The sequence below is a fragment of the Novosphingobium sp. genome, assembly GCF_030696665.1.
Lineage (GTDB): Bacteria > Pseudomonadota > Alphaproteobacteria > Sphingomonadales > Sphingomonadaceae > Novosphingobium.
The window spans coordinates 385811-409040 of record NZ_JAUYRV010000046.1; the positions used below are offsets into that span (position 1 = coordinate 385811).

Annotated in this window: 27 protein-coding genes and 1 tRNA gene; 16 read left to right on the plus strand and 12 right to left on the minus strand. The window is 61.6% G+C overall.

The annotated features are described in order from the left end of the window. Nucleotides 1-4 precede the first annotated feature (4 nt). Nucleotides 5-334 (minus strand): preprotein translocase subunit YajC, encoded by a 330-nt coding sequence (gene yajC / locus Q8R81_RS14680; protein ID WP_305619086.1) that lies wholly within the window; start codon nucleotides 332-334, stop codon nucleotides 5-7. Between the two features lie 216 nt (nucleotides 335-550). On the opposite strand from yajC, the gene Q8R81_RS14685 reads away from it, so the two are divergent. The 6 genes from Q8R81_RS14685 (at nucleotide 551) to accC (ending at nucleotide 4058) form a co-directional block, all read left to right on the plus strand. Then, nucleotides 551-627: transfer RNA gene (locus tag Q8R81_RS14685), tRNA-Pro, on the plus strand. Nucleotides 628-763: 136 nt separating this feature from the next. Beyond that, complete coding sequence (locus Q8R81_RS14690; protein WP_305619088.1) at nucleotides 764-1177, plus strand: holin family protein; 414 nt, start codon at nucleotides 764-766, stop codon at nucleotides 1175-1177. A 113-nt stretch (nucleotides 1178-1290) separates the two neighbouring features. Then, nucleotides 1291-1593: a hypothetical protein gene (locus Q8R81_RS14695; RefSeq protein WP_305619090.1), complete on the plus strand. Its 303-nt coding sequence runs from the start codon at nucleotides 1291-1293 to the stop codon at nucleotides 1591-1593. A 75-nt stretch (nucleotides 1594-1668) separates the two neighbouring features. Continuing rightward, nucleotides 1669-2121, plus strand: a complete 453-nt coding sequence (aroQ, locus tag Q8R81_RS14700; protein WP_305619091.1) for a type II 3-dehydroquinate dehydratase — start codon at nucleotides 1669-1671, stop codon at nucleotides 2119-2121. Between the two features lie 100 nt (nucleotides 2122-2221). Continuing rightward, complete coding sequence (gene accB / locus Q8R81_RS14705) at nucleotides 2222-2701, plus strand: acetyl-CoA carboxylase biotin carboxyl carrier protein (protein WP_305619092.1); 480 nt, start codon at nucleotides 2222-2224, stop codon at nucleotides 2699-2701. A gap of 10 nt (nucleotides 2702-2711) precedes the next feature. Then, nucleotides 2712-4058, plus strand: a complete 1347-nt coding sequence (accC, locus tag Q8R81_RS14710; protein WP_305619094.1) for an acetyl-CoA carboxylase biotin carboxylase subunit — start codon at nucleotides 2712-2714, stop codon at nucleotides 4056-4058. 60 nt (nucleotides 4059-4118) lie between these two features. On the opposite strand, the gene Q8R81_RS14715 is transcribed toward accC, so the two are convergent. The 3 genes from Q8R81_RS14715 to gshB all read right to left on the minus strand — a co-directional run bounded on the left by Q8R81_RS14715 (nucleotide 4119) and on the right by gshB (nucleotide 6126). Continuing rightward, nucleotides 4119-4352 carry a hypothetical protein gene (locus Q8R81_RS14715; RefSeq protein WP_292625637.1) on the minus strand — a complete coding sequence of 78 codons (234 nt, stop codon included), beginning with the start codon at nucleotides 4350-4352 and terminating at the stop codon, nucleotides 4119-4121. Nucleotides 4353-4443: 91 nt separating this feature from the next. Beyond that, the gene (locus tag Q8R81_RS14720; RefSeq protein ID WP_305619097.1) at nucleotides 4444-5046 is read right to left on the minus strand and encodes a DedA family protein; all 603 of its coding nucleotides are present in this window, start codon (nucleotides 5044-5046) and stop codon (nucleotides 4444-4446) included. A 132-nt stretch (nucleotides 5047-5178) separates the two neighbouring features. After that, on the minus strand, nucleotides 5179-6126 hold the full coding sequence (gene gshB, locus Q8R81_RS14725) for a glutathione synthase (RefSeq protein WP_305619098.1): 948 nt from the start codon (nucleotides 6124-6126) through the stop codon (nucleotides 5179-5181). Between the two features lie 116 nt (nucleotides 6127-6242). Here gshB and Q8R81_RS14730 point away from each other — a divergent pair, with 116 nt between their 5' ends. Continuing rightward, complete coding sequence (locus tag Q8R81_RS14730) at nucleotides 6243-6431, plus strand: hypothetical protein (RefSeq protein WP_305619099.1); 189 nt, start codon at nucleotides 6243-6245, stop codon at nucleotides 6429-6431. Nucleotides 6432-6451: 20 nt separating this feature from the next. Here the strand turns inward: Q8R81_RS14730 and Q8R81_RS14735 are convergent, their stop codons facing one another. After that, nucleotides 6452-6808: a YraN family protein gene (locus Q8R81_RS14735; RefSeq protein ID WP_305619100.1), complete on the minus strand. Its 357-nt coding sequence runs from the start codon at nucleotides 6806-6808 to the stop codon at nucleotides 6452-6454. Next, nucleotides 6805-7641 (minus strand): 16S rRNA (cytidine(1402)-2'-O)-methyltransferase, encoded by an 837-nt coding sequence (rsmI, locus tag Q8R81_RS14740; RefSeq protein WP_305619102.1) that lies wholly within the window; start codon nucleotides 7639-7641, stop codon nucleotides 6805-6807. The genes Q8R81_RS14735 and rsmI overlap by 4 nt, the downstream gene beginning before the upstream one ends. A 51-nt stretch (nucleotides 7642-7692) precedes the next feature. On the opposite strand from rsmI, the gene Q8R81_RS14745 reads away from it, so the two are divergent. Then, nucleotides 7693-8859 (plus strand): penicillin-binding protein activator, encoded by a 1167-nt coding sequence (locus Q8R81_RS14745; protein WP_305619104.1) that lies wholly within the window; start codon nucleotides 7693-7695, stop codon nucleotides 8857-8859. 83 nt (nucleotides 8860-8942) lie between these two features. Further along, a complete protein-coding gene (parE, locus tag Q8R81_RS14750) occupies nucleotides 8943-10955 on the plus strand; it encodes a DNA topoisomerase IV subunit B (RefSeq protein ID WP_305619106.1) in 2013 nt (670 codons plus the stop codon). 27 nt (nucleotides 10956-10982) lie between these two features. Here the strand turns inward: parE and Q8R81_RS14755 are convergent, their stop codons facing one another. Both Q8R81_RS14755 and Q8R81_RS14760 read right to left on the minus strand, forming a co-directional pair. Continuing rightward, nucleotides 10983-11468: a cupin domain-containing protein gene (locus Q8R81_RS14755; protein WP_305619108.1), complete on the minus strand. Its 486-nt coding sequence runs from the start codon at nucleotides 11466-11468 to the stop codon at nucleotides 10983-10985. A 79-nt stretch (nucleotides 11469-11547) separates the two neighbouring features. Next, the gene (locus Q8R81_RS14760; protein ID WP_305619110.1) at nucleotides 11548-12330 is read right to left on the minus strand and encodes a hypothetical protein; all 783 of its coding nucleotides are present in this window, start codon (nucleotides 12328-12330) and stop codon (nucleotides 11548-11550) included. Between the two features lie 239 nt (nucleotides 12331-12569). On the opposite strand from Q8R81_RS14760, the gene Q8R81_RS14765 reads away from it, so the two are divergent. Next, nucleotides 12570-13415, plus strand: coding sequence for a MoxR family ATPase (locus Q8R81_RS14765; protein WP_305619112.1), 846 nt, complete (start codon nucleotides 12570-12572; stop codon nucleotides 13413-13415). 118 nt (nucleotides 13416-13533) lie between these two features. Here Q8R81_RS14765 and Q8R81_RS14770 read toward each other — a convergent pair whose 3' ends face one another. Further along, a complete protein-coding gene (locus Q8R81_RS14770) occupies nucleotides 13534-14274 on the minus strand; it encodes a glutathione S-transferase family protein (protein WP_305619114.1) in 741 nt (246 codons plus the stop codon). Nucleotides 14275-14368: 94 nt separating this feature from the next. Between Q8R81_RS14770 and Q8R81_RS14775 the strand changes: the two genes are divergently transcribed. After that, the gene (locus tag Q8R81_RS14775; protein ID WP_305619116.1) at nucleotides 14369-14791 is read left to right on the plus strand and encodes a GFA family protein; all 423 of its coding nucleotides are present in this window, start codon (nucleotides 14369-14371) and stop codon (nucleotides 14789-14791) included. A gap of 1 nt (nucleotide 14792) precedes the next feature. Here the strand turns inward: Q8R81_RS14775 and Q8R81_RS14780 are convergent, their stop codons facing one another. Continuing rightward, nucleotides 14793-15740 (minus strand): L,D-transpeptidase family protein, encoded by a 948-nt coding sequence (locus Q8R81_RS14780; protein ID WP_305619117.1) that lies wholly within the window; start codon nucleotides 15738-15740, stop codon nucleotides 14793-14795. Between the two features lie 170 nt (nucleotides 15741-15910). On the opposite strand from Q8R81_RS14780, the gene Q8R81_RS14785 reads away from it, so the two are divergent. Further along, complete coding sequence (locus tag Q8R81_RS14785; protein WP_305619118.1) at nucleotides 15911-17092, plus strand: VWA domain-containing protein; 1182 nt, start codon at nucleotides 15911-15913, stop codon at nucleotides 17090-17092. A 118-nt stretch (nucleotides 17093-17210) separates the two neighbouring features. Beyond that, the gene (locus tag Q8R81_RS14790; protein WP_305619120.1) at nucleotides 17211-18296 is read left to right on the plus strand and encodes an AI-2E family transporter; all 1086 of its coding nucleotides are present in this window, start codon (nucleotides 17211-17213) and stop codon (nucleotides 18294-18296) included. A gap of 71 nt (nucleotides 18297-18367) precedes the next feature. Here the strand turns inward: Q8R81_RS14790 and Q8R81_RS14795 are convergent, their stop codons facing one another. Together Q8R81_RS14795 and Q8R81_RS14800 are read right to left on the minus strand one after the other, a co-directional pair. After that, nucleotides 18368-19567 carry a DUF1343 domain-containing protein gene (locus tag Q8R81_RS14795; RefSeq protein ID WP_305619122.1) on the minus strand — a complete coding sequence of 400 codons (1200 nt, stop codon included), beginning with the start codon at nucleotides 19565-19567 and terminating at the stop codon, nucleotides 18368-18370. Continuing rightward, entirely contained in the window at nucleotides 19564-20058 is a 495-nt protein-coding gene (locus Q8R81_RS14800) for a DOMON-like domain-containing protein (protein WP_371135378.1), read from the minus strand. The genes Q8R81_RS14795 and Q8R81_RS14800 overlap by 4 nt, the downstream gene beginning before the upstream one ends. A 96-nt stretch (nucleotides 20059-20154) precedes the next feature. On the opposite strand from Q8R81_RS14800, the gene tyrS reads away from it, so the two are divergent. From tyrS to Q8R81_RS14815, 3 genes are all read left to right on the plus strand, one after another. Beyond that, a complete protein-coding gene (tyrS, locus tag Q8R81_RS14805; protein WP_305619126.1) occupies nucleotides 20155-21384 on the plus strand; it encodes a tyrosine--tRNA ligase in 1230 nt (409 codons plus the stop codon). 153 nt (nucleotides 21385-21537) lie between these two features. Beyond that, nucleotides 21538-21867 (plus strand): PilZ domain-containing protein, encoded by a 330-nt coding sequence (locus Q8R81_RS14810; protein ID WP_305619128.1) that lies wholly within the window; start codon nucleotides 21538-21540, stop codon nucleotides 21865-21867. Nucleotides 21868-21922: 55 nt separating this feature from the next. Beyond that, nucleotides 21923-23221, plus strand: coding sequence for an MFS transporter (locus tag Q8R81_RS14815; RefSeq protein WP_305619420.1), 1299 nt, complete (start codon nucleotides 21923-21925; stop codon nucleotides 23219-23221). Nucleotides 23222-23230: the final 9 nt, after the last annotated feature.

Genomic DNA, 23230 nt, shown 5'->3' on the forward strand with positions numbered 1-23230 from the left:
TGAATCAGTCGTTGGCAGGTGCGGAACCAGTCGGCGGCACGATATCACCAATGGTGGCGCGCACGGCCTTGACCTTTACGTTCGGGCCAAGCTCCAGTTCGGCGTAGTGATCGTCCAGCTTGATCACCTTTCCGATCAACCCACCTGCGGTGACGACCATATCGCCCTTCTTCATCGCGGCGATCTTGGCCTTGTGCTCTTTCTGCTGCCGCATCTGCGGACGCAGGATCAGGAACCAGAAAATGAAACCCATCGCAACGAGCGGCAGGAAGCTCATCCAGGCGGGAGGCTGGCCGGAACTGGTAGCGGCGGCGGAGAGAGTGCTAAACATCATGGGTCCGTTTCTGGGATCGCATCGGCAGGATTACAACCGCGCAGGCTGCGGTTTCCCCGCAAAATCCTGCGCCAGTTGGATTGATGGGGGCGGTTAGCAGGTTGACAGATGCAAGGCAATGAATGCCCGGATTGAGCATCAGCCGCAATTCAAGACCCGTTCGGCAATCGGGCGCTTGCCTTCCTGAAAATGGCTGCCTATAGGCGCGCTTCCGGTCGGGACGTAGCGCAGCCTGGTAGCGCATCACACTGGGGGTGTGGGGGTCGGAGGTTCGAATCCTCTCGTCCCGACCAATTTCAAGCCAATCTCAAGATTGCTCAAAAGGCCCGGCGCATCGGCGTTCCGGGCCTTTTTGCTGGAAAGCATTTTCCTACACGAACCGATATGGTTACATGCCTTCGCGTCCCACATCTTGAAAGGACGCATCTCATGGGCATTCTTGAAGCACTGATTTCCCCCATCTCGACGATCATCGACAAGGTCATTCCTGACAAGGAAGCACGCGACCGGGCCAAGCTGGAACTGCTGAAGCTGGAGGGCTCGCAGGAACTGGAGCAGATCCGCACGCGCATGTCTGCGATTGTTGCCGAGGCCAATTCCACCGACCCGTGGACCAGCCGTGCACGACCCGGCTTTCTATATGTCATGTACATCATGATCCTGTGGGCGCTGCCGATGGGGCTGATCGCGGCATTTCGTCCCGAAGCCGCCAAGGGCATCGCGGCGGGCATCAACGCCTATCTGGGTGGGCTGCCAGAGCCGCTCTACGCGCTCTTCGGCACGGGATACCTTGGTTACACGGCCGCGCGGCAATGGGGCAAGACCAAGGGCAGTGATCGCTAAGCGCGCTGCGGTTTGGTTAGTTTTCGGTAACCTCCCTTTGGTACACCCTCGCAATGATCAACCGATCCGCACATAGAGAATCGCCTTCGGGCAAAAGCAGCGGCGGGCGGCGCATGCGCACCGTCCCCGCTCTCCTCATGCTTTCGCTTGCGCTCGCCGGCTGCGGCAAGGCGTCGGAAGAGGAGAAACTCGACGCGCGCCTTTCCGAGATGGAAAAGAAGGTCGAGGCCGCCGACAAGCGCTCGCGTCAGGCGATTAGCCTGGCCGCGCAGCCCGGTTCAGCGCCGCTCCCGGATGCAGGTGGTGAGCCGACATTCGATGATGGCGGCGAAGGCTTTGACACCGGCGGCGACAGCGACATGGGCGAAAGCCAGGACGGCGTGCCCCCACCGCCGCCAATCGGGCCGGAAGGCTGATCCCGCACCGCGCAGACTTGCACAAGCTTTGGCAATGACTATCACGGCCCCCGATCATGCTATCGGGGAAATGCCATGACTGAGCCTGCCACGTCCATCGCGACGGTCTATGTGCTGAACGGGCCTAATCTCAACCTTCTGGGGCTGCGCGAGCCGGAGATCTATGGCTCGCAGACGCTCGACGATATTGCCGGGATGCTGGAAGACCGGGGCCGCGAATTGGGCCTTGAGATCGACATGCGCCAGTCCAACCACGAGGGCCACCTTGTGGACTGGCTGCATGAAGCACAGGCCGAAGGTGCAAAAGCGGTGCTGATCAACGCCGGTGCCTACACCCACACGTCGGTCGCAATCCATGATGCGATCAAGTCGATAAAAGTGCCTGTGATTGAAGTCCACCTGTCCAACCCTCACAAGCGCGAGGAGTTTCGGCACAAATCCTATGTCGGGATGGCCGCACTCGGCACAGTGTGCGGTTTCGGTGCGAACAGCTATCTGGTCGCTTTGGACGCAGTTTCGCGGCTCTGAAGCCAGCGTTTTCCACGTTCCACGCCCCATAGCACTTGCCAGCCCGCCACCTTGCGGGCATGGCGCGAGGCTAGAATCCATACCCCGCGAGGAAATACCAATGGGTCACGAACGCGGCGACAAAGCCGACAACATGGCAATCGACAGCAAGCTGGTGCGCGAACTGGCTGAACTTCTTGCAGAAACCGGACTGTCCGAAATCGAAGTAGAAGACGGCGAACGCAAGATCCGCGTCGCCCGCCAATTGACCGCAGCGCCGGTTGCCCAAGTGGCGGTTGCTGCGCCTGCACCCGTTGCGGCGGCTGCGCCCGTCGCAGCTGCTGCCCCTGCACCGGCAGAGGTCAACGCCAATGCCGTCAAATCGCCGATGGTCGGCACTTGCTACCTTGCCGCCGAACCAAGCGCGCCCAACTTTGTTTCGGTGGGCCAGACGGTGAAGGCAGGCGAAACCCTGCTCATTATCGAGGCGATGAAAGTGATGAACCCGATCACCGCGCCTGCCGCCGGTGTGGTTCAGGCCATCCTCGTCGAAAACGCGCAGCCGGTCGAATTTGACCAGCCGCTGGTCGTGATCGCGTAAGGGCGCGCAAATGGCCATTAAGCGCCTGCTTATCGCCAATCGCGGCGAAATCGCGTTGCGCATTCATCGCGCTGCGCACGAAATGGGGATCGAGACGGTCGCGGTGCATTCCACCGCCGACGCCGATGCCATGCACGTGCGGCTGGCAGACCATGCGGTCTGCATCGGCCCGCCAGCAGCCAAGGATAGCTACCTCAACGTAGCGGCGATCATTTCGGCGGCGGAAATCACGCATGCCGATGCGATCCACCCCGGCTACGGCTTCCTTTCGGAAAACGCCAAGTTCGCCGAGATCGTCGAAGCGCACGACATCACGTGGATCGGCCCGAAGCCTGAACATATCCGCACGATGGGTGACAAGATTGAGGCCAAGCGCACTGCCGGTGCGCTCGGCTTGCCGCTGGTCCCCGGATCGGACGGCGCAGTCTCGGATATTACCGAAGCCAAGGCGATTGCCGAAGCCGCAGGCTATCCGGTGATCATCAAGGCTGCATCGGGCGGCGGCGGACGCGGCATGAAGGTCTGCAACGGCCCTGACGAACTGGAAACACTGATCCAGCAGGCCGGGACCGAAGCCAAGGCCGCGTTCGGCGATGCCACTGTCTATATCGAGAAGTACCTCGGCAACCCGCGGCACATCGAATTCCAGATCTTTGGCGATGGCAACGGCAACGCAATCCATTTGGGCGAGCGTGACTGTTCGCTGCAACGCCGCCATCAAAAGGTGCTTGAAGAAGCGCCCTCGCCCGTCATTTCCGCCGAAGAGCGGGATCGCATGGGCGGCATTGTGGCCAAGGCAATGGCCGACATGGGCTATCGCGGTGCTGGCACCATCGAGTTCCTTTGGGAAAACGGCGAGTTCTACTTCATCGAGATGAACACCCGCCTGCAGGTGGAACATCCGGTCACCGAAGCGATCACTGGCGTTGACCTTGTGCGCGAACAGATCCGCATTGCCGATGGCAAGCCGCTCTCGGTCAAACAGGAAGAGATCGAGTTCAAGGGCCACGCGATCGAGTGCCGCATCAACGCGGAAGACCCGTTCACTTTCGCGCCCTCGCCCGGTCTGGTGAAGAGCTATCACGCAGCGGGCGGCATGCATGTGCGCGTCGATTCGGGGCTATACGCCGGGTACAAGATCCCGCCGTACTATGACTCGATGATCGCCAAGCTGATTGTCTATGGCCGCACGCGCGAAGGCTGCATCATGCGGCTGAAGCGTGCGCTGTCGGAAATGGTGATCGAAGGCCCCAAAACCTCGATCCCGCTGCACCAGCGCCTGCTGAATCAGCCCGATTTCTTGAGCGGCGATTATTCGATCAAGTGGCTGGAAGAATGGATGGCGAAGGACGCCTGATTTTCCTGCTCTATCAAATGAAAAAGCCCCCGAATTTCGGGGGCTTTTTTGTGCCGTCGATCAGTCTTGGCTCTCGCCATCTTCCAATGGCAGCCGCGCCCTGATCGCGCGCCAAGCCGGTTCGGGTCGATCATTCTTGACCAAAATGGCCTCAACTTCGTCAAACTCTTCCAGTTCGAGCGCTTCAGTAACGCTCAGCGGAAAATAGACGTTTTCGTCATTATCCGTCCGCACGGCATAGGCCCCGCGTCCTTCTTCACTGCGTGTAACGATGCACATGGCCTTCACTGCCATAGATAATACCTTTGATTTGATAGATCTGAAAAACCCGCACGTGTCGGGTAAAAACCCAATGACCAGTCGCCCGGCATAGTCAAGTGCAGAGCTACCCGCCGCGCGGCTTCCACGTAATCACGCGCCAGACATAAGCCACCGCCACAACGGCCAGCGTGCCCGTTGCCACCGGCCCGGTGTACTTCTCGATCTCTCCAAAATTGCGCCCGAGGTAGTATCCCGCACCAGCAAGGATGGCATTCCAGATTGCCGCCCCCGCAAAAGTGAACAGCAGGAACCGGCCGTGGTCCATGCGGGTAAGCCCCGCAGGCAGCGAGATCATGGTGCGCATGAAGGGAGCAAAGCGGACCGCGAACACGACCCATTGCCCGTGCCGCCGAAAGAAGCCGACGATCGCCTCCACGTCTTCCCACTCCATCGTCAGCCAGCGGCCAAAGCGGTTCACGAAGGGCTGCAGCCTTTCATACCCCAACGTGCGGCCAACCAGATACCAGCAATAGTTGCCCAAGGTGGAACCGACCGTGCCGGCCAGCATCAGCGGCCAGAATTCCATGCGCCCGCGCGCCACGGCTATGCCGCCAAGGCCCATGATGACCTCGGAAGGGATTGGCGGAAACACGTTCTCTATGACCATCAGGAAAGCGATGCCCCAATAGCCACCGCCTTCGATGAGGTGGGTGATCCAATCGTTCATGTGGAGGGTAACGCTTCCAATGGATCAAAGGCTCCCGCGCTCCCGCGCAGGCGGGGGCCTCTGGGTTGTTACGGAACGTCAGTTTAGGCCGCCTGAGACCCCGCCTGCGCGGGGACACGCTGCATTAAGCGGTCACACCCGCCCCTCAATCGCGTCCCAGATCATCCCTGCCGTATCCGTGCCATTGAACTTGTCGATAGCCACAATCCCGGTGGGTGAGGTCACGTTGATCTCGGTCAGCCACTGTCCGCCGATCACGTCGATCCCCACGAAGATCAGGCCCAGCCGCTTCAACTCAGGCCCCAAAGCGGCGCAGATTTCCTGCTCCTGCGCCGTCAGCTCGGTCTTCTCGGCATAGCCACCAACGGCAAGGTTCGAGCGGAACTCTCCCTCGCCCGGCTTGCGGTTGATCGCGCCTGCCACTTGCCCATCGACCAGCACGATACGCTTGTCGCCCTTGGCCACTTCGGGAAGGAAGGCCTGCACCATGTGCGGTTCGGGCCAAGTCTGGTTGAACACCTCGAACAGCGCGCCAAGGTTCTCACCCTCTTCCGAAACGCGGAAGATCGCCTTGCCGCCGTTGCCGTGGATCGGCTTGATCACGATGGCGCCATGCTTCTTCTGGAACGTGCGCACTTCATCGACCGAGCGGGTCACGATGGTCGGCGGCATGAAGCGCCGATAGTCCAGCACCATCACCTTTTCCGGCGCATTGCGCACGCTGCGGGGGTTGTTCACCACCAGCGTCTCGCTCTCGATCCGCTCCAGCAGGTGCGTGGCGGTGATATAGCCCATGTCGAACGGCGGATCCTGCCGCATCAGCACGACGTCGATATCGCGGCCCAGATCGATCCGCCGTCTCTCGCCCGCCGTGTAGTGATCGCCCAACACGCGCTGCACCGTCACTGGCACGGCATGGGCAATCAGCCGGTCATCCTCGTCCAGCGTCAGCGAACCGACGTCGTAATGAAAAACCTCGTGCCCCCGCGCCTGCGCCGAAAGCATCAGCGCAAAGCTCGAATCCCCGGCAATGTTGATCGAATGGAGCGGGTCCATCTGGACTGCGACGCGAAGTGCCATAAGTGAACTGAGCCTCAGGGGTTTATCTCACCCGCGCCTTAAAGCCGATTTATCGCCTGTGCGACCATTTTCGGCCTGCGCCAAACACGGCGCCACGCTTTTGACTGGAGCCTTTGATGCGCAAACTGTTCACCGTCGCCGCCGCTGGTATCGCTGTTCTCGGCTGGTCGGCCCAAGGCATCGCCAATCCCGATCCGCACCCCACCTCGGCCCCGCACGACGAACACAAGGGTGAAAAGAAGGACGAACACCACGACGAGCACAAGGACGGCGAGCACAAGGAAGACCACAAGCCCGCTCACTGATCGCAGTAGTTATTCAGGCCTCAAGCGCCGGGTTGCCACGCATTGGCAATCCGGCGCGGCCATGTTCGGGGGGCCATCAGGATCACATCGATCCGCACATCGTCCCCCGCCCTGGCATAGCGCGGTGCCAGCATTTCCGCCGCCCGTGCCACCCGGCGCAACCGGTGCGCATCAATCGCCTCACCCAGCAGCGCGGCATCGCGCCGCCATTTGACCTCGACGAAGGCCACCGTCCGCCCCTTGCGCGCCACGATGTCGACTTCGCCCACCTTAACTTTCACCCGCTGCGCCAGAATGCGCCACCCGCGCAGCCGCAGCCACCACAGCGCCAGCACCTCTCCGCGCCGCCCCTGCCGCTCGGCTTCAGCCCTGCTCAAGCCTTGAATTCCATAGCTCGCGCATAAAGCGCCTTGCGATCCAGCCCATGCGCCTTGGCCACTTTGCCTGCCGCCTGTGATGGCGACATCTCCGCCAGAGCCGCACGCAAATCTGCCTCAACCGTATCCTCGTCAGGGGCCTCCGCCGCCCCCGGAGGCGCAATCAGCAGCACGATCTCACCCCTCGCCGGATTCGCGGTGTAATGCGCCGCCAGTTCCTCGGCCGAGCCGCTGCGGCATTCCTCGTGCAGCTTGGTCAACTCCCGCGCCACCGCCACCTCACGCCCCGGCAGACGCTGCGCAATCGCTTCAAGCGAAGCCACCAGCCGCGGCCCCGTTTCATAGAACACCAGCGTCGCCGGAACGCCCGCCAGTTCGGCCAGAACATCCCCCCGCGCCTTGTCCTTGTTCGGCAGAAACCCGGCAAACATGAAGCGGTCTGTCGGCAGCCCAGCCATCGAAAGTGCCGTCACCAGTGCGCTCGGCCCCGGGATCGACGTCACCGGAATCCCCCGCGCCCGCGCCTCGCGCACCAGCCGGTAACCGGGGTCGGAAATCAGCGGCGTGCCTGCATCCGATACCAGCGCTACCGGAGATTGGACCATTTCGGCCAGCAATGCTTTCCGCGCGGCATCGCTGGCATGGTCGTCATAGCGCCGCATGGGCCTGTGCAACCCCAACAGATTCAAAAGCTTGCCCGTCACCCGCGTATCCTCGCACGCCACCACCGCGCAGCGCTCAAGCGTGTCCACCGCGCGACGAGTTATGTCACCAAGATTGCCAATCGGGGTGGCAACAATATAGAGACCGGGTGCAAGGGGTGACGTGTCCATAGGTGTTCCAATGGACCGCGCGACCAAGAGCGACAAGAGGGTGCGCAGGGAATGATCGATATGCAGACGGGCGAACACGCGCTTTCGGGCTTTCGCCAATCGCGCCGGTGGGCTGTCATCGGCGCGCTGTCGCTGCTCGCAGGCTGCGCCGTGATCCCGAAAGGCTCCGCCCCTGTCGCCGAGCCGACCGAAAAAGCGCCTGACGCCAATGTTTTGCCCACCGACGCCGGCCGCCATCGCGTCGCCCTGCTCGTGCCGATGACCGGGGCCAACGCCGCCGTGGGCCAGTCGGTTGCCAATGCTGCCACGATGGCGCTGCTTGATACCAACGCCGCCAACCTGCGCATCACCACGTATGACACCGCCACCGGCGCTGGCACCGCCGCTGCGCGCGCCATCAGCGATGGCAACAAACTGATCCTCGGCCCCTTGCTGGCTGATGACGTGACGCAGGTTGCGAACGTCGCGCGCACCTCCAAAGTGCCGATGATCTCTTATTCCAACGATAGCGCCGTAGCCTCACGCGATGTTTTCGTGATGGGTCAGGCCCCCGGCCAGTCCATCGCCCGCGTGCTGGGTTTCGCCAAATCACGCGGGATCAAATCGGTCGCGGCGATCATCCCCACCGGTGACTACGGCCAACGCTCCACCGCCGGCCTTACCGAAGCCGCGCGCGCGCAGGGCATCGCTGTCACCAGCATCGAAACCTACGATCGCGGCAACACCTCGGTCGCCAGCGCCGTCCGGCGCGCGAAGGACAAGGGCAAGTTCGACGCCCTGCTGATCGCCGATGGAAGCCGCATCGCGCTGCAAGCCGCGCCGCTGGCGGGCAAAGGCGTGCGCGTGATCGGCACCGAACTGTGGAGCGGCGACGGCACCATTGCCAAGGCTCCGGCCATGCGCGGCGCATGGTTCGCGACCGTATCGGACCAGCGCTTCGGCCAGTTCGAAAAGAGCTACACCAGCCGTTTCGGTGCCACGCCCTCGCGGCTGGCCACGCTCGGCTATGACAGCGTGCTGCTCACGCTCAACGTCGCACGCGGGTGGAAGCCGGGAACGACCTTCCCCACCGCCAAGCTGTTCGATCCGCAAGGCTTCATCGGCCTCGACGGTGTGTTCCGCTTCACCGCCACCGGCATGGCCGAACGGGCGATGGAAGTGCGCGAGGTTGGCGCTGGGACGTTCGCCACGGTCAGCCCGGCACCAGCGAAGTTCTGATCGTCCATATTTGCGCGGATTTCACCGGATAAGGCGGCATCCGCGCTTGCGCGCTGAATCCAGCGTGTTCTATACCCGTTCCCATGTCCGATGACCTTTTCGACAAGCTCCCCGCTACAAACGCAGACGAAGCCTATGACGGCTCCGCAATCGAGGTGCTCGAAGGCCTCGAGCCGGTCCGTCGCCGCCCCGGCATGTACATCGGCGGCACGGACGAGCGCGCGCTCCACCACCTCGCCGCCGAAGTGCTCGACAATGCGATGGACGAAGCGGTGGCAGGCCACGCCAACCGCATCGAATTCACGCTCGAGGAAGAGCCCGGCGCGGCTGGCCGCCTGACGATTGCAGACAACGGTCGCGGCATCCCGGTTGATGAACACCCGAAGTATCCCGGTAAATCCGCGCTCGAAGTGATCCTCACCACGCTGCATTCGGGCGGCAAGTTCTCTGGCAAGGCCTATGCCACCAGCGGCGGCCTCCACGGTGTCGGCGTCTCGGTGGTCAACGCGCTGTCCTCGCTCACCCGCATCGAAGTGGCCCGCAACAAGGAGCTTTACGCGCAGGAATTTTCGCGCGGGCTTCCCACTACCAAGCTGCTGAAAGTCGGCAACGCGCCCAACCGGCGCGGCACGCAGGTCACCTTCGTTCCCGACACCGAGATTTTCGGAGCCGACGCGAAGTTCAAACCCGCCCGCCTGTTCCGGTTGGTCCGTTCCAAGGCCTACCTGTTCGCAGGTGTCGAAATCCGCTGGAAGTGCGCTCCTTCGCTCACGAGCGATGAAGTGCCCGCTGAAGCCGTGTTCCAGTTCCCCGGTGGCCTCGCCGATCATCTGGCAGAGCAGGTCTCGGGGCGCGAATGTGTCACCTCGGTGCCGTTTGCGGGCCGTCAGGACTTCCCGCTGGGGCCTAATGGTGAGGAAAATGGCCGCGTCGAATGGGCCATCGCCTGGCCGCTGTGGTCCGATGGCTCGTATTCGTGGTATTGCAACACCATCCCCACGCCCGATGGCGGCACCCACGAACAGGGCCTGCGCGCCGCGCTGACCAAGGGAATCCGCGCCTTTGCCGATCTGATCGGCCAGAAGAAGGCCAAGGACATCGCGCCCGAGGACATGATCACCGGCAGTGAAATCATGCTCTCGGTCTTCATCCGCGATCCCCAGTTCCAGAGTCAGACCAAAGACCGCCTGACCAGCCCCGAGGCCGCGCGCATGGTCGAAGCCGCCGTGCGCGACCATTTCGACCATTTCCTCACCGACAATATGGAGCGCGGCAAGGCCCTGCTCGGCGCGGTGATGGAACGCATGGACGATCGCCTGCGCCGCAAGGCGGAGCGTGAAGTCAAACGCAAGACCGCCACAAATTCGCGCAAGCTGCGCCTGCCCGGCAAGCTCACAGATTGCACCGGCGAAGGCAGCGGCGAGACCGAACTGTTCATCGTCGAAGGCGATTCCGCAGGCGGCAGCGCCAAGCAGGCGCGCGACCGCAAGACTCAGGCGATCCTCCCCATCCGTGGCAAAATTCTCAATGTCGCCAGCGCTACGGCGGACAAGATCCGCGCCAATCAGGAAATCGCCGATCTCGCGCTCGCGCTCGGCTGCGGCATGCGCAAGGACTGCAATGCCGACGCGCTGCGCTATGACCGCGTGATCATCATGACCGACGCCGACGTTGACGGCGCACACATCGCCACGCTGCTGATGACGTTCTTCTTCCAGGAAATGCCCGACCTCGTCCGGCGCGGCCACCTCTACCTAGCCCAGCCCCCACTCTACCGCCTGACCCACGGCAGCACCTCGGCCTACGCCAAGGACGACGCCCACCGCGCCGAACTGGAAGCCACCAAGTTCAAGGGCAAGAAAGTCGAAGTCGGCCGCTTCAAGGGCCTTGGCGAAATGAACCCCGGCCAATTGCGCGAAACCACAATGGCCCCCGCCACCCGCAGCCTCATCCGCATCACCCTACCCCCGGAATACGAAGGTAGGGCTGCGGTGAAGGATCTCGTCGACCGCCTGATGGGCCGAGACCCGGCGCAACGGTTCATGTTCATCCAGAACCGGGCGAGCGAGATCGATCCTGAGTTGATTGACGCGTAACACCGGGCCGACGCGCGCCGCTGCCGGTCAGCCGTGCTTGTCGTCGACCCGCTTTTCAGGCTGTACCGACCATTCCGGCGGCGTGTCGTTCGGCTCATCGGCTTCGGCGTCTTCGCTCGTTTCGTGCACACGGCCCACCGCATGATGGACGGGCGCATAAATCGCGTAAAGCTGCATCGGCTCGTCACCAATATTCGTCACGTTGTGCCACGTGCCTGCAGGCACCAGAATGCACCACCCGTCTGAGACTTCCTGCTCGAAGGTCAGTTCGTCTTTCTTCGGACCCATTTGCATGCGGCCCTTGCCCGCGTCGATGCGCAAAAACTGGTCGGTTTCGGGATGCGCTTCAAGGCCGATGTCACCGCCCACCGGGATCGACATAAGCGTGACCTGCAAATAGCGCCCGGTCCATGCGACCGAGCGGTAGTCCGCGTTGGACTTGGTCGCGGATTCGATATCAAATGCCTGCGGATCAGGTCCGATGTCTTTGATGCGGTCTGCGCTGCTTGCCATCTAACGATCCCTCGTTGCTTGATTGCACCCGCATAACCCGCGATTCAGGTTCCTGTTCCGTGAGCGGCCTTTTGGGCATTCAACCGCTGGGGGCTTCGCTGCCCTCACCCTTCTTGGGCCGGAAATCGAACCGTATCCGCACCCATTCTCCCACCTGCGGCTTCCCGTTCACGCGCGGGGGCCGCACCAGAAACTGCCACGAGGCCTGCCGGATTGCCCGCGCGAGGCCCGATCCCGGCGGGCTTTCACCCAGTTCCTGGCAGTCCTCGACGTGGTATTTCTCCACCGTCTTGCACGCGATCATCGCCCAATCGCCCTGCGTCCGCCGCGCTGGCAGGTAAGGCCCGATTTCCGCATCGGTCGGCTCGCGATACCATTGCGCTGCATAGAGCCGGACTCCGCCCGGCCCCTGCCCCAGACTGGCCGAATCCCCCGGACTGCCGCCCGATGGCGCACCGCCGCCCGAGTCCTGCCGCTTCATCTTGCTGATATCGCCTGCGCGATAGTCATTGCGCGATAGCTCGATGAAGCCTTCGGGCCACTGCACTTTGCCCGGGATCGGCACGGTTGGCGGCGCTGCAGCTGGCTGAACCGGCGTGGCTTCAGCGTTTTGCGCCTGCTTGGCCTGCTTCTGCTCCGGCTGCTTTTCCGCCGCCTTTGACTCGTCCTGCCCCGCGTCAGTCAGGTCGATCGCGGTCAGCCGGGAACTCTCGCCCCCGCCGAAGCCCGTCACCGCGCCCATCTTCCACATGATGAGGAACAACAGCGCACTGGTGGTGAGCGCAAAGACGAACGCCCCCGCCCGCTCGCGTGGCGACGCCTGATAGCCTTGCCTCAAAGGATCGATGCGCCACGCAAACATTGCCAAGCCGCCTACACGCCGCCAATGCTTCCGGCAATTCCGCACCGCAGGACGACCGCCGCCAGCGACACTTTGATACCAAACTTTCCTGACGGATCAGTCAGCAACGACAGCCATAAATGACGCATGCGTCAACAAAGCATCCTATAACTGACGCACCTGTCACCAAACTACCCTATTGCAACGCGCAAACCAGCGCCCTATCGCTTAACCAAACGATTAAGATACAGGAACCGCCGATGCGCTTTGAAGGCACCAGCAATTACGTCGCTACCGATGATCTGAAGGTTGCGGTCAACGCCGCCGTCCTGCTCCGCCGCCCACTGCTGGTAAAGGGTGAACCCGGCACCGGCAAGACCGTGCTGGCACACGAAATCGCCAAGGCTGTTGGCGCACCGCTGATCGAATGGAACGTGAAATCCACCACCAAAGCGCAGCAGGGCCTCTACGAATACGACGCCGTCGCCCGCCTGCGCGATGGCCAGCTGGGCGATGAACGCGTTCACGACATCAGCAACTACAGCAAGAAGGGCAAGCTCTGGGAAGCCTTTACCGCCCCTCAGCTGCCCGTCCTGCTGATCGACGAGATCGACAAGGCCGACATCGAATTCCCCAACGACTTGTTGCAGGAACTCGATCGCATGAGCTTCGACGTCTACGAAACGCAGCAGCGCATAACTGCAGTAGAACGCCCCATCGTCGTCATCACCTCGAACAACGAGAAAGAGTTGCCCGACGCGTTCCTGCGCCGCTGCTTCTTCCACTACATCAAGTTCCCCGACCGTCAGACGATGCAGGCCATCATCGACGTCCACTTCCCCGGCATCCAGAAGACACTGGTGAGCAAGGCGATGGAAGTGTTCTACGAAATCCGCGAAGTTCCCGGCCTCAAGAAAAAGCCCAGCACATCGGAACTGCTCGATTGGCTGAAACTGCTGCTGAACGAAGACATGCCTCTGGATGTCCTCCAGAACCGCGATCCCACCAAGGCTATCCCCCCGCTCCACGGCGCGCTGCTCAAGAACGAACAGGACATCATGCTGTTCGAAAAGCTCGCCTTCATGGCGCGTAGACCGGGTAACTGAACCTAACCGTTCGCATCACAATCCCCCAACCCGCTCATGCTGAGCTTGTCGAAGCATCTGGCCCTGCAGTGGCGCCAGCACCCTTCGACAGGCTCAGAGTGAGCGGGAATGGTGAAGGTCAGCTCCGCCGCCCGAGTTGCTCCAGTTCCACCTGCTCGAACATCGCCTTCACCGCAGGCCGCGCGTTGATCTGCTCGATCCAGCGCATCAGATGCGGCGTGGCTTCCTTGTTCACCAGTTCCGCAAAGCCGAACTGCATGCCATTGGCGATGGCGAAGTTGCAGATGTCGGCCAAGGTGTATTGCCCCGGCACCAGCCACTCATGGTCAGCCAGATGGTCGTCCAGCTTGCGCACGGAATAGGCGATCTTGCGCATTTCCTCGTCGAGCATGTCCTGCGGAAAACCCTCACGCGCGCGGCGCCACTTTACCTGTTGCTCGACCACCGGAATGGCTTTCACCTTTTCCTCGAACTCGGCGTCGCTGTAGCCCTTCACCATGTTGCCAATGTAGCGGTGCCAGCCGATGGTTGAGACGCACCAGCAGAAATACTCGTCCACCCACTTGGTCCAAACGCGCATCTGCGCGCGGCCAAAGCTGTCTGCCGGGCGCAGCGAAACATCGGTCGGATACTCGTCCTCAAGGTATTCGCAGATCACCGTCGATTCGGTGATGACCTTTCCGTCATCGACAAGCGCCGGAACCTGTCCACGCGGATTGATCGCCTTGAACCAGGCGGTATGATGTTCAAACTTCGACGGATCGAGCCGGTTTTTCTCAACATCCAGCCCCTTTTCGAACACCGTCAACAGCGGCTTCATCGAATTGGCGGCGGGACCAAAGGTGTAGAGTTTGAGCATGTTGGTGTTATCCTCTCCGTATGGTCACACCATGCCAATTGTAAGTAACACTAACAATACTCAATCGCACACACCACGAAAGGACGCAGCAGAAATGCCCTATACCGGACAATGCGCCTGTGGCTCCGTCGCGCTCTCCATCGCGGGTGAACCGATCGCCACGCGCCAGTGCTGGTGCCGCCAATGCCAGCAGATTACGGCAGGAAGTCCCACCAACAACGCGATCTTCAAAGCAGAGGACGTGGTGATCACTGGCCCGTTGGCGCACAACACCTGGAAAGCAGCCAGCGGCAACACGCTGACGTTCAATTTCTGTCCGGCCTGCGGTAGCCAGGTGTTCGGCCAAAGCTCGGCCCGCATGCATCTCAAGACCGTGCGCTTCGGCGTGCTGAATGCCGACCACGGCCTCGCCCCGCAGGCGATTATCTGGACTGACGATGCACCTGCATGGGCGCATATCGATCCCACGCTCGAATCATGGCCGCAACAACCGCCAGCACCACCGCCGACGGATTGAACTAGCTGACCCTGAAACAGTCCTGTCCGGCGCGCTTGAGCGTCGTGCAATAAGCATGTGCGCCCGGCGCGCTCGCGCGCAAGCGATAGAACTGGCGCGCACCAACCACGGCTGGCACCACCGATTTGCGGAATCCGGCAAGCTCGGGATGCTGCGCTACCAGCCCCGCCCAGTGGGCCTCGGCCTCACCGGGACTGGTCGCGGCGGCAAGCTGGATCGTCTGCCCCGGCCCGGAAATGCGCGGCGCTGCCACTTGTGGCGGCACCGGATTGGCCAGCACTGGCGCAACCGGAATCCCCGCCAAAGCCGGAGTTGGAGGCAAGCCAGGCGCAACCGGGCGCGGCGTCTGTGTATTCAGCGCCAGCGTGATTGCGCTCTCATCAGACCGCACCGCTTCGTTGGTCACCACCACCGTCGTCGCGTCAGCCTTCGTCAGCGAAAACAGGGACTTAGCAAAGCTATATGGCAACCGGATGCACCCGTGCGAGGCGGGATAGCCCGGCAAGCGCCCGGCATGGATCGCAATACCGCGCCATGTCAGTCGTTGCATATATGGCATAGGCGCGTTGCTGTAGATGTTGGAACGGTGGTGGACCCGCTTCTGCAGGATCGGGAACACCCCTGCTGGCGTGCTGTGCCCGCGCTTGCCAGTGGAAACCGGTGATGAAGCCCACGGCACCCCATCCTTGAACACGAACATCCGCTGCGTCGGCTTGCTAATCACGATCAGGACGCCAGACTGCAGCACGTCGGAAACCTGCGGCGGCAGCTTCGGCGCTGCAGGCGCAGGCTGCACCGGCACTGAGGGCTGTGTTATGGCGCTCGCCGGACCAGCCACTTGCGCCTGCGCCTGCTCGCTATTCCCGAACGGAAGCCAACCCGGCACCACCGCGATCGCCCCCAGAAGCAGAACTACAGATGCGCCAATCGCGCCGGCAAACCGCTTCATGGTAAACAGCCCCTTAACCACGTTTGGCAACGTTAGCCCGCAGCGGCCTGCACTCAACCGATTCTTTGTCCGATTCACCCACAAAGGGCGCATCTACGGCCTTCCGGCAGGTCTTGCCGTCTCCGCTTTCAGCGCTTAATCACACGGTTAAGTCAAAGGAGCGGCCTCACGTGTTTTTCAATTTCATCGATGAACTGCGCGCCGCCGGGATTCCCGCCAGCTTCAAAGAGCATCTTGTGCTGCTTGAAGCGCTGGAAAAAGACGTGATCGAACAGACGCCTGAGGCCTTCTACTACCTCAGCCGCGCCACGTTTGTGAAAGACGAAGGCCTGCTCGACCGCTTCGACCAGGTGTTCAACAAGGTCTTCAAGGGCCTGCTGACCGATTATGGCCAGCGCCCGGTCGACATCCCGGAAGACTGGCTCAAAGCCGTCGCCGAAAAATTCCTGTCCGATGAAGAGATGGAAAAGATCAAGGCCCTCGGCAACTGGGACGAGATCATGGAGACGCTCAAGAAGCGTCTGGAAGAGCAGGAAAAACGCCATCAGGGCGGCAACAAGTGGATCGGCACGGGCGGCACCAGCCCGTTCGGCAATTCCGGCTACAATCCCGAAGGCGTGCGCATCGGCGGTGAAAGCAAGCATGGCCGCGCTATCAAGGTCTGGGAAAAACGCGAATTCGCCAATCTCGACAACACCAAGGAATTGGGCACGCGCAACATCAAGATCGCGCTGCGCCGGTTGCGCCGCTTTGCACGTGAGGGTGCGGCCGACGAACTCGATCTCGATGGCACGATTGAAGGCACCGCACGGCAAGGCTGGCTCGACATCAAGATGCGCCCGGAAAAGCGCAACGCCGTCAAACTCCTGCTGTTCCTCGATGTCGGCGGATCGATGGACCCGTTCATCAGGCTGGTTGAGGAACTGTTCAGCGCAGCCACCGCCGAATTCAAGAACATGGAGTTCTACTACTTCCACAACTGCCTGTATGAAGGCGTGTGGAAGGACAACAAACGCCGCTGGTCTGATCGCACCAAGACGTGGGACATCCTGCACAAATTCGGCCATGATTACAAAGTGATCTTCGTCGGCGATGCGGCGATGAGTCCTTATGAAATCAGCCACCCGGGCGGCAGCGTTGAACATTTCAACGAAGAAGCAGGTGCGGTGTGGATGCACCGCGTGGCGCAGACTTACCCCGCCACCGTCTGGCTCAATCCTGTGCCGGAAAAACAATGGAGCTATTCACAATCCACCAAGATGCTCAAGGATCTGATCGGCGGCTCAATGTATCCGCTCACCCTTGAAGGCCTTGATGGCGCGATGCGAGAACTGACCCGCAAAAAGCACTGAGACGGAATTTCGGCGTAAAACCGGATCAAAATGACACCTCGCGGATTTACGCCACTTACTGCGCCTCTAAAAGGTGCGAAGGACGCCGGGCATCCGGCTTTGCGCCTATGGGGGAATAATGATCGACAGACAGCGGGTAGAGAACGGTGGCTTGATCCTGCTCCTCGCTCTTGTCACCATCGGCTTGGCCATGGTGGTATCGGAATTCGCCAGCGCGCTTTTGTGGGCGGCGTTGGCGGCAATTCTGTTCCAGCCATTGTTCCACCGCTTGCACGAACGCTGGCCCGGTCGGCGCAATCTTGCTGCCGCGATGACGCTGTTGACCATTACCGTTGCGGTCATCATCCCGGCTATGGTGATCGGCAGTCTGGTGGTCGATCAGGCCAGCGGCGTCTATCTGCAGATGCGCAGCGGCGAGATCAATTTTGCGTTGTACTTCCAGCAGGTTCACGATGCCCTGCCAGAACGGCTGCAGAGCCTGCTGGGCAAGGCGGGATTTGGCACTTTCGAAAGGGCACAAATCCGGATTTCGGAAGCGCTCGGCAACAGTGCGAGTATGTTGACACAGCGTGCGCTGGCAATCGGCGCGAATGCTGCGGCCTTTCTGCTCGCATTCGGCGTAGCGCTCTACGTCACGTTTTTCCTTGTTCGGGATGGCGAGGAACTCGGAGCCAAAATCGTCGCTGCTCTGCCTCTGGAACCATCGGTGGCCCAAAGACTCGCTACGGTGTTTGCAACCGTGGTCCGCGCCACCCTTAAGGGTTCAGGCCTTGTTGCCCTGGCGCAAGGTGCGCTGGGTGCCATCACCTTTTCCATCGTCGGCCTTCCCGCAGCGCTCCTGTGGGGTATGTTGATGGCGATTGCCGCGCTTTTGCCGGCAATCGGTCCCGCCATCATCTGGGGACCAGTCGCCGTCTATCTCTTCGCTACCGGTGCGATATGGCAAGGCGCAGTGGTGATCGCGTCAGGGGTCTTTGTCATCGGCCTGTCGGACAATATCCTGCGCCCGATGCTGGTCGGCCGCGATGCCGGAATTCCCGATTGGCTGGTGCTGGTCACCACGCTTGGCGGGATCGAACTGATGGGCCTTAGCGGCATCGTCGTCGGCCCCCTTGCCGGGGCGCTGTTCATCGCCAGTTGGCAGATCCTTACTGAACAGCGAAAAGCAGACAAAGCGCTGTCCTACCCACACCCCGAAGCGTAGCGTCCGACCCACTCGTTGAACCGTCAAACACTATGGAATGGCGCAAAAAACTGCCCTCAACCTAAACGAATTCAGTAGAGCAGGAACTGCCGCCGCTCTTCCGCCCAAGCCGATTCGTCCAACGCTGCAACCACTTCCAGATCGCCAGGCCGGGAGGCGCGATCATCTACCCACTCGCGCAATGCTGGCCCGCCGTTGATCACATCGATCGCCAGCTTGTCGAACACATATTCATACGGAAAATCCCGCCACAACGGATAATCGGGGTACAAACGCCGGATCGCCTTGAACGCAAGGGCCTGCAACCGCCACGGACGGAATGCATGGTGATTATAAAACGCACCCTCAGCGTGGATCATCAATCCGCTGCACAAAGTCTTGGCGTGTTTGTGGAATGTCGGCTCGAACCAGCATTCGCGGATCGCGCAGCCTTCCATCCACTGCGGCGCGAAGGCACGCATCTCTGCCAGCACCGCCTTTGCGTCCACGTCCGGCGCGCCGAACAGCACTTCCAGAGGCCGCGTGGTGCCGCGCCCTTCTGAAACCGTCGCGCCCTCGATCATCACTGTGCCCGCATAGGCCCGCGCCATGTTGAGGCTGGCCGCGTTGGGCGAAGGGTTGATCCAGACGCGGCTCTCCGGCCAGCCGAAACCCGGTCCCTGTTCCGGCGTCCAGCCCTCCATCGTGATCACGCGATAGTCCACGTCGAGCTTGAAATGCTCCACAAACCACGCGCCCATCTCACCCAGCGTCATCCCGTGCCGCATCGGCATCGGCCCAGCGCCCACAAAGCTTTCCCACCCCGGCAGCAGCGTGGTGCCTTCTACCGGACGGCCCGCCGGATTGGGCCGGTCCAGAACCCACACCGCCTTGCCGGTGCCATTCGCCGCCTCAAGCAGATAGAGCAGCGTGGTGACGAAGGTATAGATGCGGCAGCCCAGATCCTGCAGATCAAACAGGAACACATCGGCCGTGCTCATCATCTGCCCGCTCGGACGGCGCACCTCGCCATAGAGGCTGAACACCGGGATGCCATAGACGGGATCAAGCTCGTCCGCCGTCTCGACCATGTTGTCCTGCTTGTCGCCCTTCAGCCCATGCTGCGGGCCGAAAGCCGAGGTCACTCGCAAGCCGGACGCCATAAGCGCGTCGAGCGAATGCACCAGGCCCCCCGTCACCGAAGCGGGATGCGCAACGAGCGCGACGCGCTTGCCTTCGAGTGGCTTTCGCAGGGCGGGGTCGGCAAGCAGCCGGTCGATACCGAATTTCATGTCGCGCTCGGTGCCGCAAGCCGGGCGGAGAAGCAAGATGCATCATGGAAGTCGGGCCGATCCGCACGGTGCGCCATCGCCCAATAGGACTTCACGCCGCCCTCCTCCTCGATCACAGCGGTCAATCCGTAGGCAAACGGCAGCGCGGGTAACCCAGGGGCGGGCAGCGCCACGTCAAAGATCAGTACCGATTGCCCCCGGCGCGGCGTGCAGACCGGCGCACGCGGCGCAGTCCGCTCTGCCATGCCATCGCGGTAGCCAGAGAAATCATACGCAGCCCAGCTTTGCGAGGGTGAGAAGTTGAACTCTGCATAACCCTCGCCACCCTCAGGCTTCACAAACATCTCGAAACACGTCGTCTGCCACAGACCATCGGCCCGGCGCTTGCCCGCAAACGGCGGCAGCACCAGTACTTGCGCGCCTTCCACGCGCCAGCGCAGCGTCATCCAATGCTCGTCCAGCCCTATGATCCGCGCTTCGATCTTGCTCACGGCCTTGGGTGGATTGGCCGGATGGGGCAAAAGCTCAAACGTTCCCAATTGCGCAACTCCGTGCTAGGCGCGCCATCCCGATAGTGAGTGGCCGAGATGACCGAATATACTTCTTCCCTGCTGCGCCTGCTTTCCGAGCGAGGCTACATCCACCAGATGACCGACGCGAGCGCGCTCGATGCGTTGGCGGCAAAGCAGGTCGTGCCCGGCTATATCGGCTTCGATCCCACCGCGCCATCGCTGCACGTGGGTTCGATGGTGCAGATCATGCTGCTGCGCCGCCTGCAGCAGGCGGGGCACAAGCCGATCGTCGTCATGGGCGGCGGCACCGGCAAGATTGGCGATCCCAGCTTCAAGGACGAGGCGCGCAAGCTGCTGACCAACGATCTGATCGCGCAGAACGTGGCTTCGATCAAGACCGTGTTCGAACGCTTCCTGACCTTCGGCGATGGCCCGACCGACGCGATCATGGTCGACAATTCCGAATGGCTCGACAAGCTCGAATACATTCCGTTCCTGCGGGAGATCGGCCAGCACTTCTCGGTCAATCGCATGCTCAGCTTCGATTCGGTCAAGCAGCGGCTTGACCGCGAACAGTCGCTGTCATTCCTCGAATTCAACTACATGATCCTTCAGGCCTACGATTTCCGCGAACTTTCGCAGCGCTATGATTGCCGCCTGCAGATGGGTGGATCCGACCAGTGGGGCAATATCGTAAACGGCATCGAACTGACCCGCCGCATGGATGGCAAGGAAGTGTTCGGCGTGACCACCCCGCTGCTCACCACTGCCGATGGCGCGAAGATGGGCAAGACCATGAACGGCGCGGTCTGGCTTAATGAAGACGCCCTGCCCGCCTGGGATGTCTGGCAATACTGGCGCAACGCCGATGACCGCGACGTGGGCAAGTTCCTGCGCCTGTTCACCGATCTGCCGCTGGACGAAATCGCACGGCTGGAAGCGCTGGAAGGCAGCGAGATCAACTCGGCCAAGATTGTGCTGGCCAATGAAGTCACCCGGCTGGTGCGCGGTGACGACGCGGCCAAGGCGGCGGAAGCAACCGCAGCGGCGACGTTTGCGGGCGGCGGGCTGGGTCAAGACCTGCCTACCTTCGACGTGAGCGCGGACGATATCTCCATTGTCGATGCACTGGTCGGACTTGGTTTCGCGGCCAGCCGTGGCGAGGCCAAACGGCTGGTGACAGGGGGCGGCGCGCGCGTCGATGGCGTGGCAGTGACCGACGAATCGCACCGTATCAGTTTGGCAGACAAAGACATTCGTGTTTCGTCGGGAAAGAAGAAGCACGGCATAGTTCGCCGCGCCTGAATTGCGCGGAAAACAGGGTTTCCGCATCCCTAACGGCAAGAGCCTGCCGCCTCCGGCAAGCTTTTGCCGGAGGCTTTACGAATTGTTCGCCAATTCGGGCCTATATCCTTCGACATAGTCCCGGAAGGGTCACTCATGCGCGAAGGAGGAACGATGCGCGGCGGAGCACAGCTTTCAGTCACCGACCTGCGTCGTTCGACTCGCCACCCGGTAAACCTGCCGGTAATTGGCGAACATCGAACGCGCGGCGACATCATGCTGCATCTGGCAAACATCTCGACAACGGGATTTCTTGCCACCGAAGTCGAAGATCTAGGTCGTGGTGAAAGGCTGACCGTGCGTTTGCCCGTCGTCGGCCGAATTGAGGCATTCGTGGTTTGGGTCGAAGGCGGACGCGCTGGATTCCAGTTCGAACGGATCGTTCGAATGGACGATTTCACCAAGATGATCCGGGCGTTGCAGCCCAACGTCAAAGGACGCTGACCCCACTGCGGGGCGCGCAACTTTTGCTTTCTTGGCAAGCGCTGGCCCCGGTGGCATGGCGCATGTCGTGAGTACGACCCAACCCGCATCGCCAATACCGACCTCCCCGCTCGACATACCCGATTACCGCAAGTTCTGGATCGCGCGGTTTTTCTCGGTCGTGGCAACGTCGGGCATGGTCGTAATTCTGGGCTACCAGCTATACGACATAGCGCGCGGGCAATATGGCATGTCTATTGCGCAGGCCGCGTTTCAGTTGGGCCTGCTCGGTCTTGCACAGTTCCTGCCGCTGTTTCTGCTCACGCCGGTTGCTGGCGTGGTTGCGGACCGGTTTGACAGGCGCAACGTGGCGGCCCTTGCCATGTGCATCGACCTCGTCGTCGCGCTGACTCTGGCTGTGGCAACCGGCAGCGGCGCGCTTACTTTGCCACTGCTGTTTGGGCTTGCTGCGCTGCACGGCACCGCGCGCGTTTTCATCGGTCCCGCGCTGTCATCCATTGCGCCGAACGTCGTGCCTGCTGCACTGATGCCCAAAGCGGTAGCGATCAACTCGATGGCGTGGCAAATCGGGTCGGTAGCAGGCCCGGCCATCGCCGGCCTGCTGTTTGCCGGACACCCGACACTGCCTTACTGGACCTCAACGGTGCTGCTGGCGCTGGGAGCCGCCTGCACCTTCAGCATTCGTCGCATCCCGCCGCCCGATGGCAACCGCGATGTCCACCCCGTGCGCCAGATCCGCGATGGGCTTTCCTTCGTATGGAATGACCGCTTCCTGCTGGGCTGCGTCACACTTGATCTGTTTGCCGTGCTGCTTGGCGGAGCGACTGCGTTGCTGCCGGTGTTCGCGCGCGACATCCTGTTGATCGATGGTCAGCCGGTGGGCGCAAATGGCCTTGGGATCATGCGTGCCATGCCAGGGCTTGGCGCTGCCCTTGTCGCCTTCGTGCTTTCACGGCGTCCGATTACCAACAATGTCGGCAACAAGATGCTGCTGGGCGTTGTCGTGTTTGGCTTGTTTACCATCGGCTTCGGGATTTCGACCAACTTCTACCTGTCGCTGCTGATGCTTGTGGGCATTGGCGCGGGCGATATGGTTTCGGTGTTTATCCGCAGCACCCTTGTCCAACTGCACACGCCCGATGCAGTGCGCGGGCGTGTCTCGTCGATCTCGGGCCTTGCCATATCGGCATCGAACGAACTGGGCGAAATGCAATCGGGCGTCGCAGCGGCACTGCTCGGTGTCGTAGGCGCAGCGGTGTTCGGCGGCGTCGGCGCGATTGCGGTTACAGCCGCATGGTTTTTCCTGTTTCCGGAACTGAAGAACGCGCGAACCTTTGCAGCACGGTACAGATAGTCCTAAACA

Bases quoted from the DNA above. Each gene is read 5' to 3' on its own strand.
- accC (WP_305619094.1), top strand. From the start codon at position 2,712: ATGGCCATTAAGCGCCTGCTTATCGCCAATCGCGGCGAAATCGCGTTG.
- Q8R81_RS14765 (WP_305619112.1), top strand. From the start codon at position 12,570: ATGCGCTTTGAAGGCACCAGCAATTACGTCGCTACCGATGATCTGAAG.
- Q8R81_RS14715 (WP_292625637.1), bottom strand. From the start codon at position 4,352: ATGGCAGTGAAGGCCATGTGCATCGTTACACGCAGTGAAGAAGGACGC.
- Q8R81_RS14795 (WP_305619122.1), bottom strand. From the start codon at position 19,567: ATGAAATTCGGTATCGACCGGCTGCTTGCCGACCCCGCCCTGCGAAAG.
- Q8R81_RS14755 (WP_305619108.1), bottom strand. From the start codon at position 11,468: ATGGCAAGCAGCGCAGACCGCATCAAAGACATCGGACCTGATCCGCAG.
- tyrS (WP_305619126.1), top strand. From the start codon at position 20,155: ATGACCGAATATACTTCTTCCCTGCTGCGCCTGCTTTCCGAGCGAGGC.
- Q8R81_RS14775 (WP_305619116.1), top strand. From the start codon at position 14,369: ATGCCCTATACCGGACAATGCGCCTGTGGCTCCGTCGCGCTCTCCATC.
- Q8R81_RS14720 (WP_305619097.1), bottom strand. From the start codon at position 5,046: ATGAACGATTGGATCACCCACCTCATCGAAGGCGGTGGCTATTGGGGC.
- gshB (WP_305619098.1), bottom strand. From the start codon at position 6,126: ATGGCACTTCGCGTCGCAGTCCAGATGGACCCGCTCCATTCGATCAAC.
- Q8R81_RS14770 (WP_305619114.1), bottom strand. From the start codon at position 14,274: ATGCTCAAACTCTACACCTTTGGTCCCGCCGCCAATTCGATGAAGCCG.
- accB (WP_305619092.1), top strand. From the start codon at position 2,222: ATGGGTCACGAACGCGGCGACAAAGCCGACAACATGGCAATCGACAGC.
- Q8R81_RS14780 (WP_305619117.1), bottom strand. From the start codon at position 15,740: ATGAAGCGGTTTGCCGGCGCGATTGGCGCATCTGTAGTTCTGCTTCTG.
- Q8R81_RS14695 (WP_305619090.1), top strand. From the start codon at position 1,291: ATGCGCACCGTCCCCGCTCTCCTCATGCTTTCGCTTGCGCTCGCCGGC.
- Q8R81_RS14815 (WP_305619420.1), top strand. From the start codon at position 21,923: ATGGCGCATGTCGTGAGTACGACCCAACCCGCATCGCCAATACCGACC.
- aroQ (WP_305619091.1), top strand. From the start codon at position 1,669: ATGACTGAGCCTGCCACGTCCATCGCGACGGTCTATGTGCTGAACGGG.
- yajC (WP_305619086.1), bottom strand. From the start codon at position 334: ATGATGTTTAGCACTCTCTCCGCCGCCGCTACCAGTTCCGGCCAGCCT.
- Q8R81_RS14810 (WP_305619128.1), top strand. From the start codon at position 21,538: ATGCGCGGCGGAGCACAGCTTTCAGTCACCGACCTGCGTCGTTCGACT.
- parE (WP_305619106.1), top strand. From the start codon at position 8,943: ATGTCCGATGACCTTTTCGACAAGCTCCCCGCTACAAACGCAGACGAA.
- rsmI (WP_305619102.1), bottom strand. From the start codon at position 7,641: ATGGACACGTCACCCCTTGCACCCGGTCTCTATATTGTTGCCACCCCG.
- Q8R81_RS14745 (WP_305619104.1), top strand. From the start codon at position 7,693: ATGATCGATATGCAGACGGGCGAACACGCGCTTTCGGGCTTTCGCCAA.
- Q8R81_RS14790 (WP_305619120.1), top strand. From the start codon at position 17,211: ATGATCGACAGACAGCGGGTAGAGAACGGTGGCTTGATCCTGCTCCTC.
- Q8R81_RS14760 (WP_305619110.1), bottom strand. From the start codon at position 12,330: ATGTTTGCGTGGCGCATCGATCCTTTGAGGCAAGGCTATCAGGCGTCG.
- Q8R81_RS14690 (WP_305619088.1), top strand. From the start codon at position 764: ATGGGCATTCTTGAAGCACTGATTTCCCCCATCTCGACGATCATCGAC.
- Q8R81_RS14730 (WP_305619099.1), top strand. From the start codon at position 6,243: ATGCGCAAACTGTTCACCGTCGCCGCCGCTGGTATCGCTGTTCTCGGC.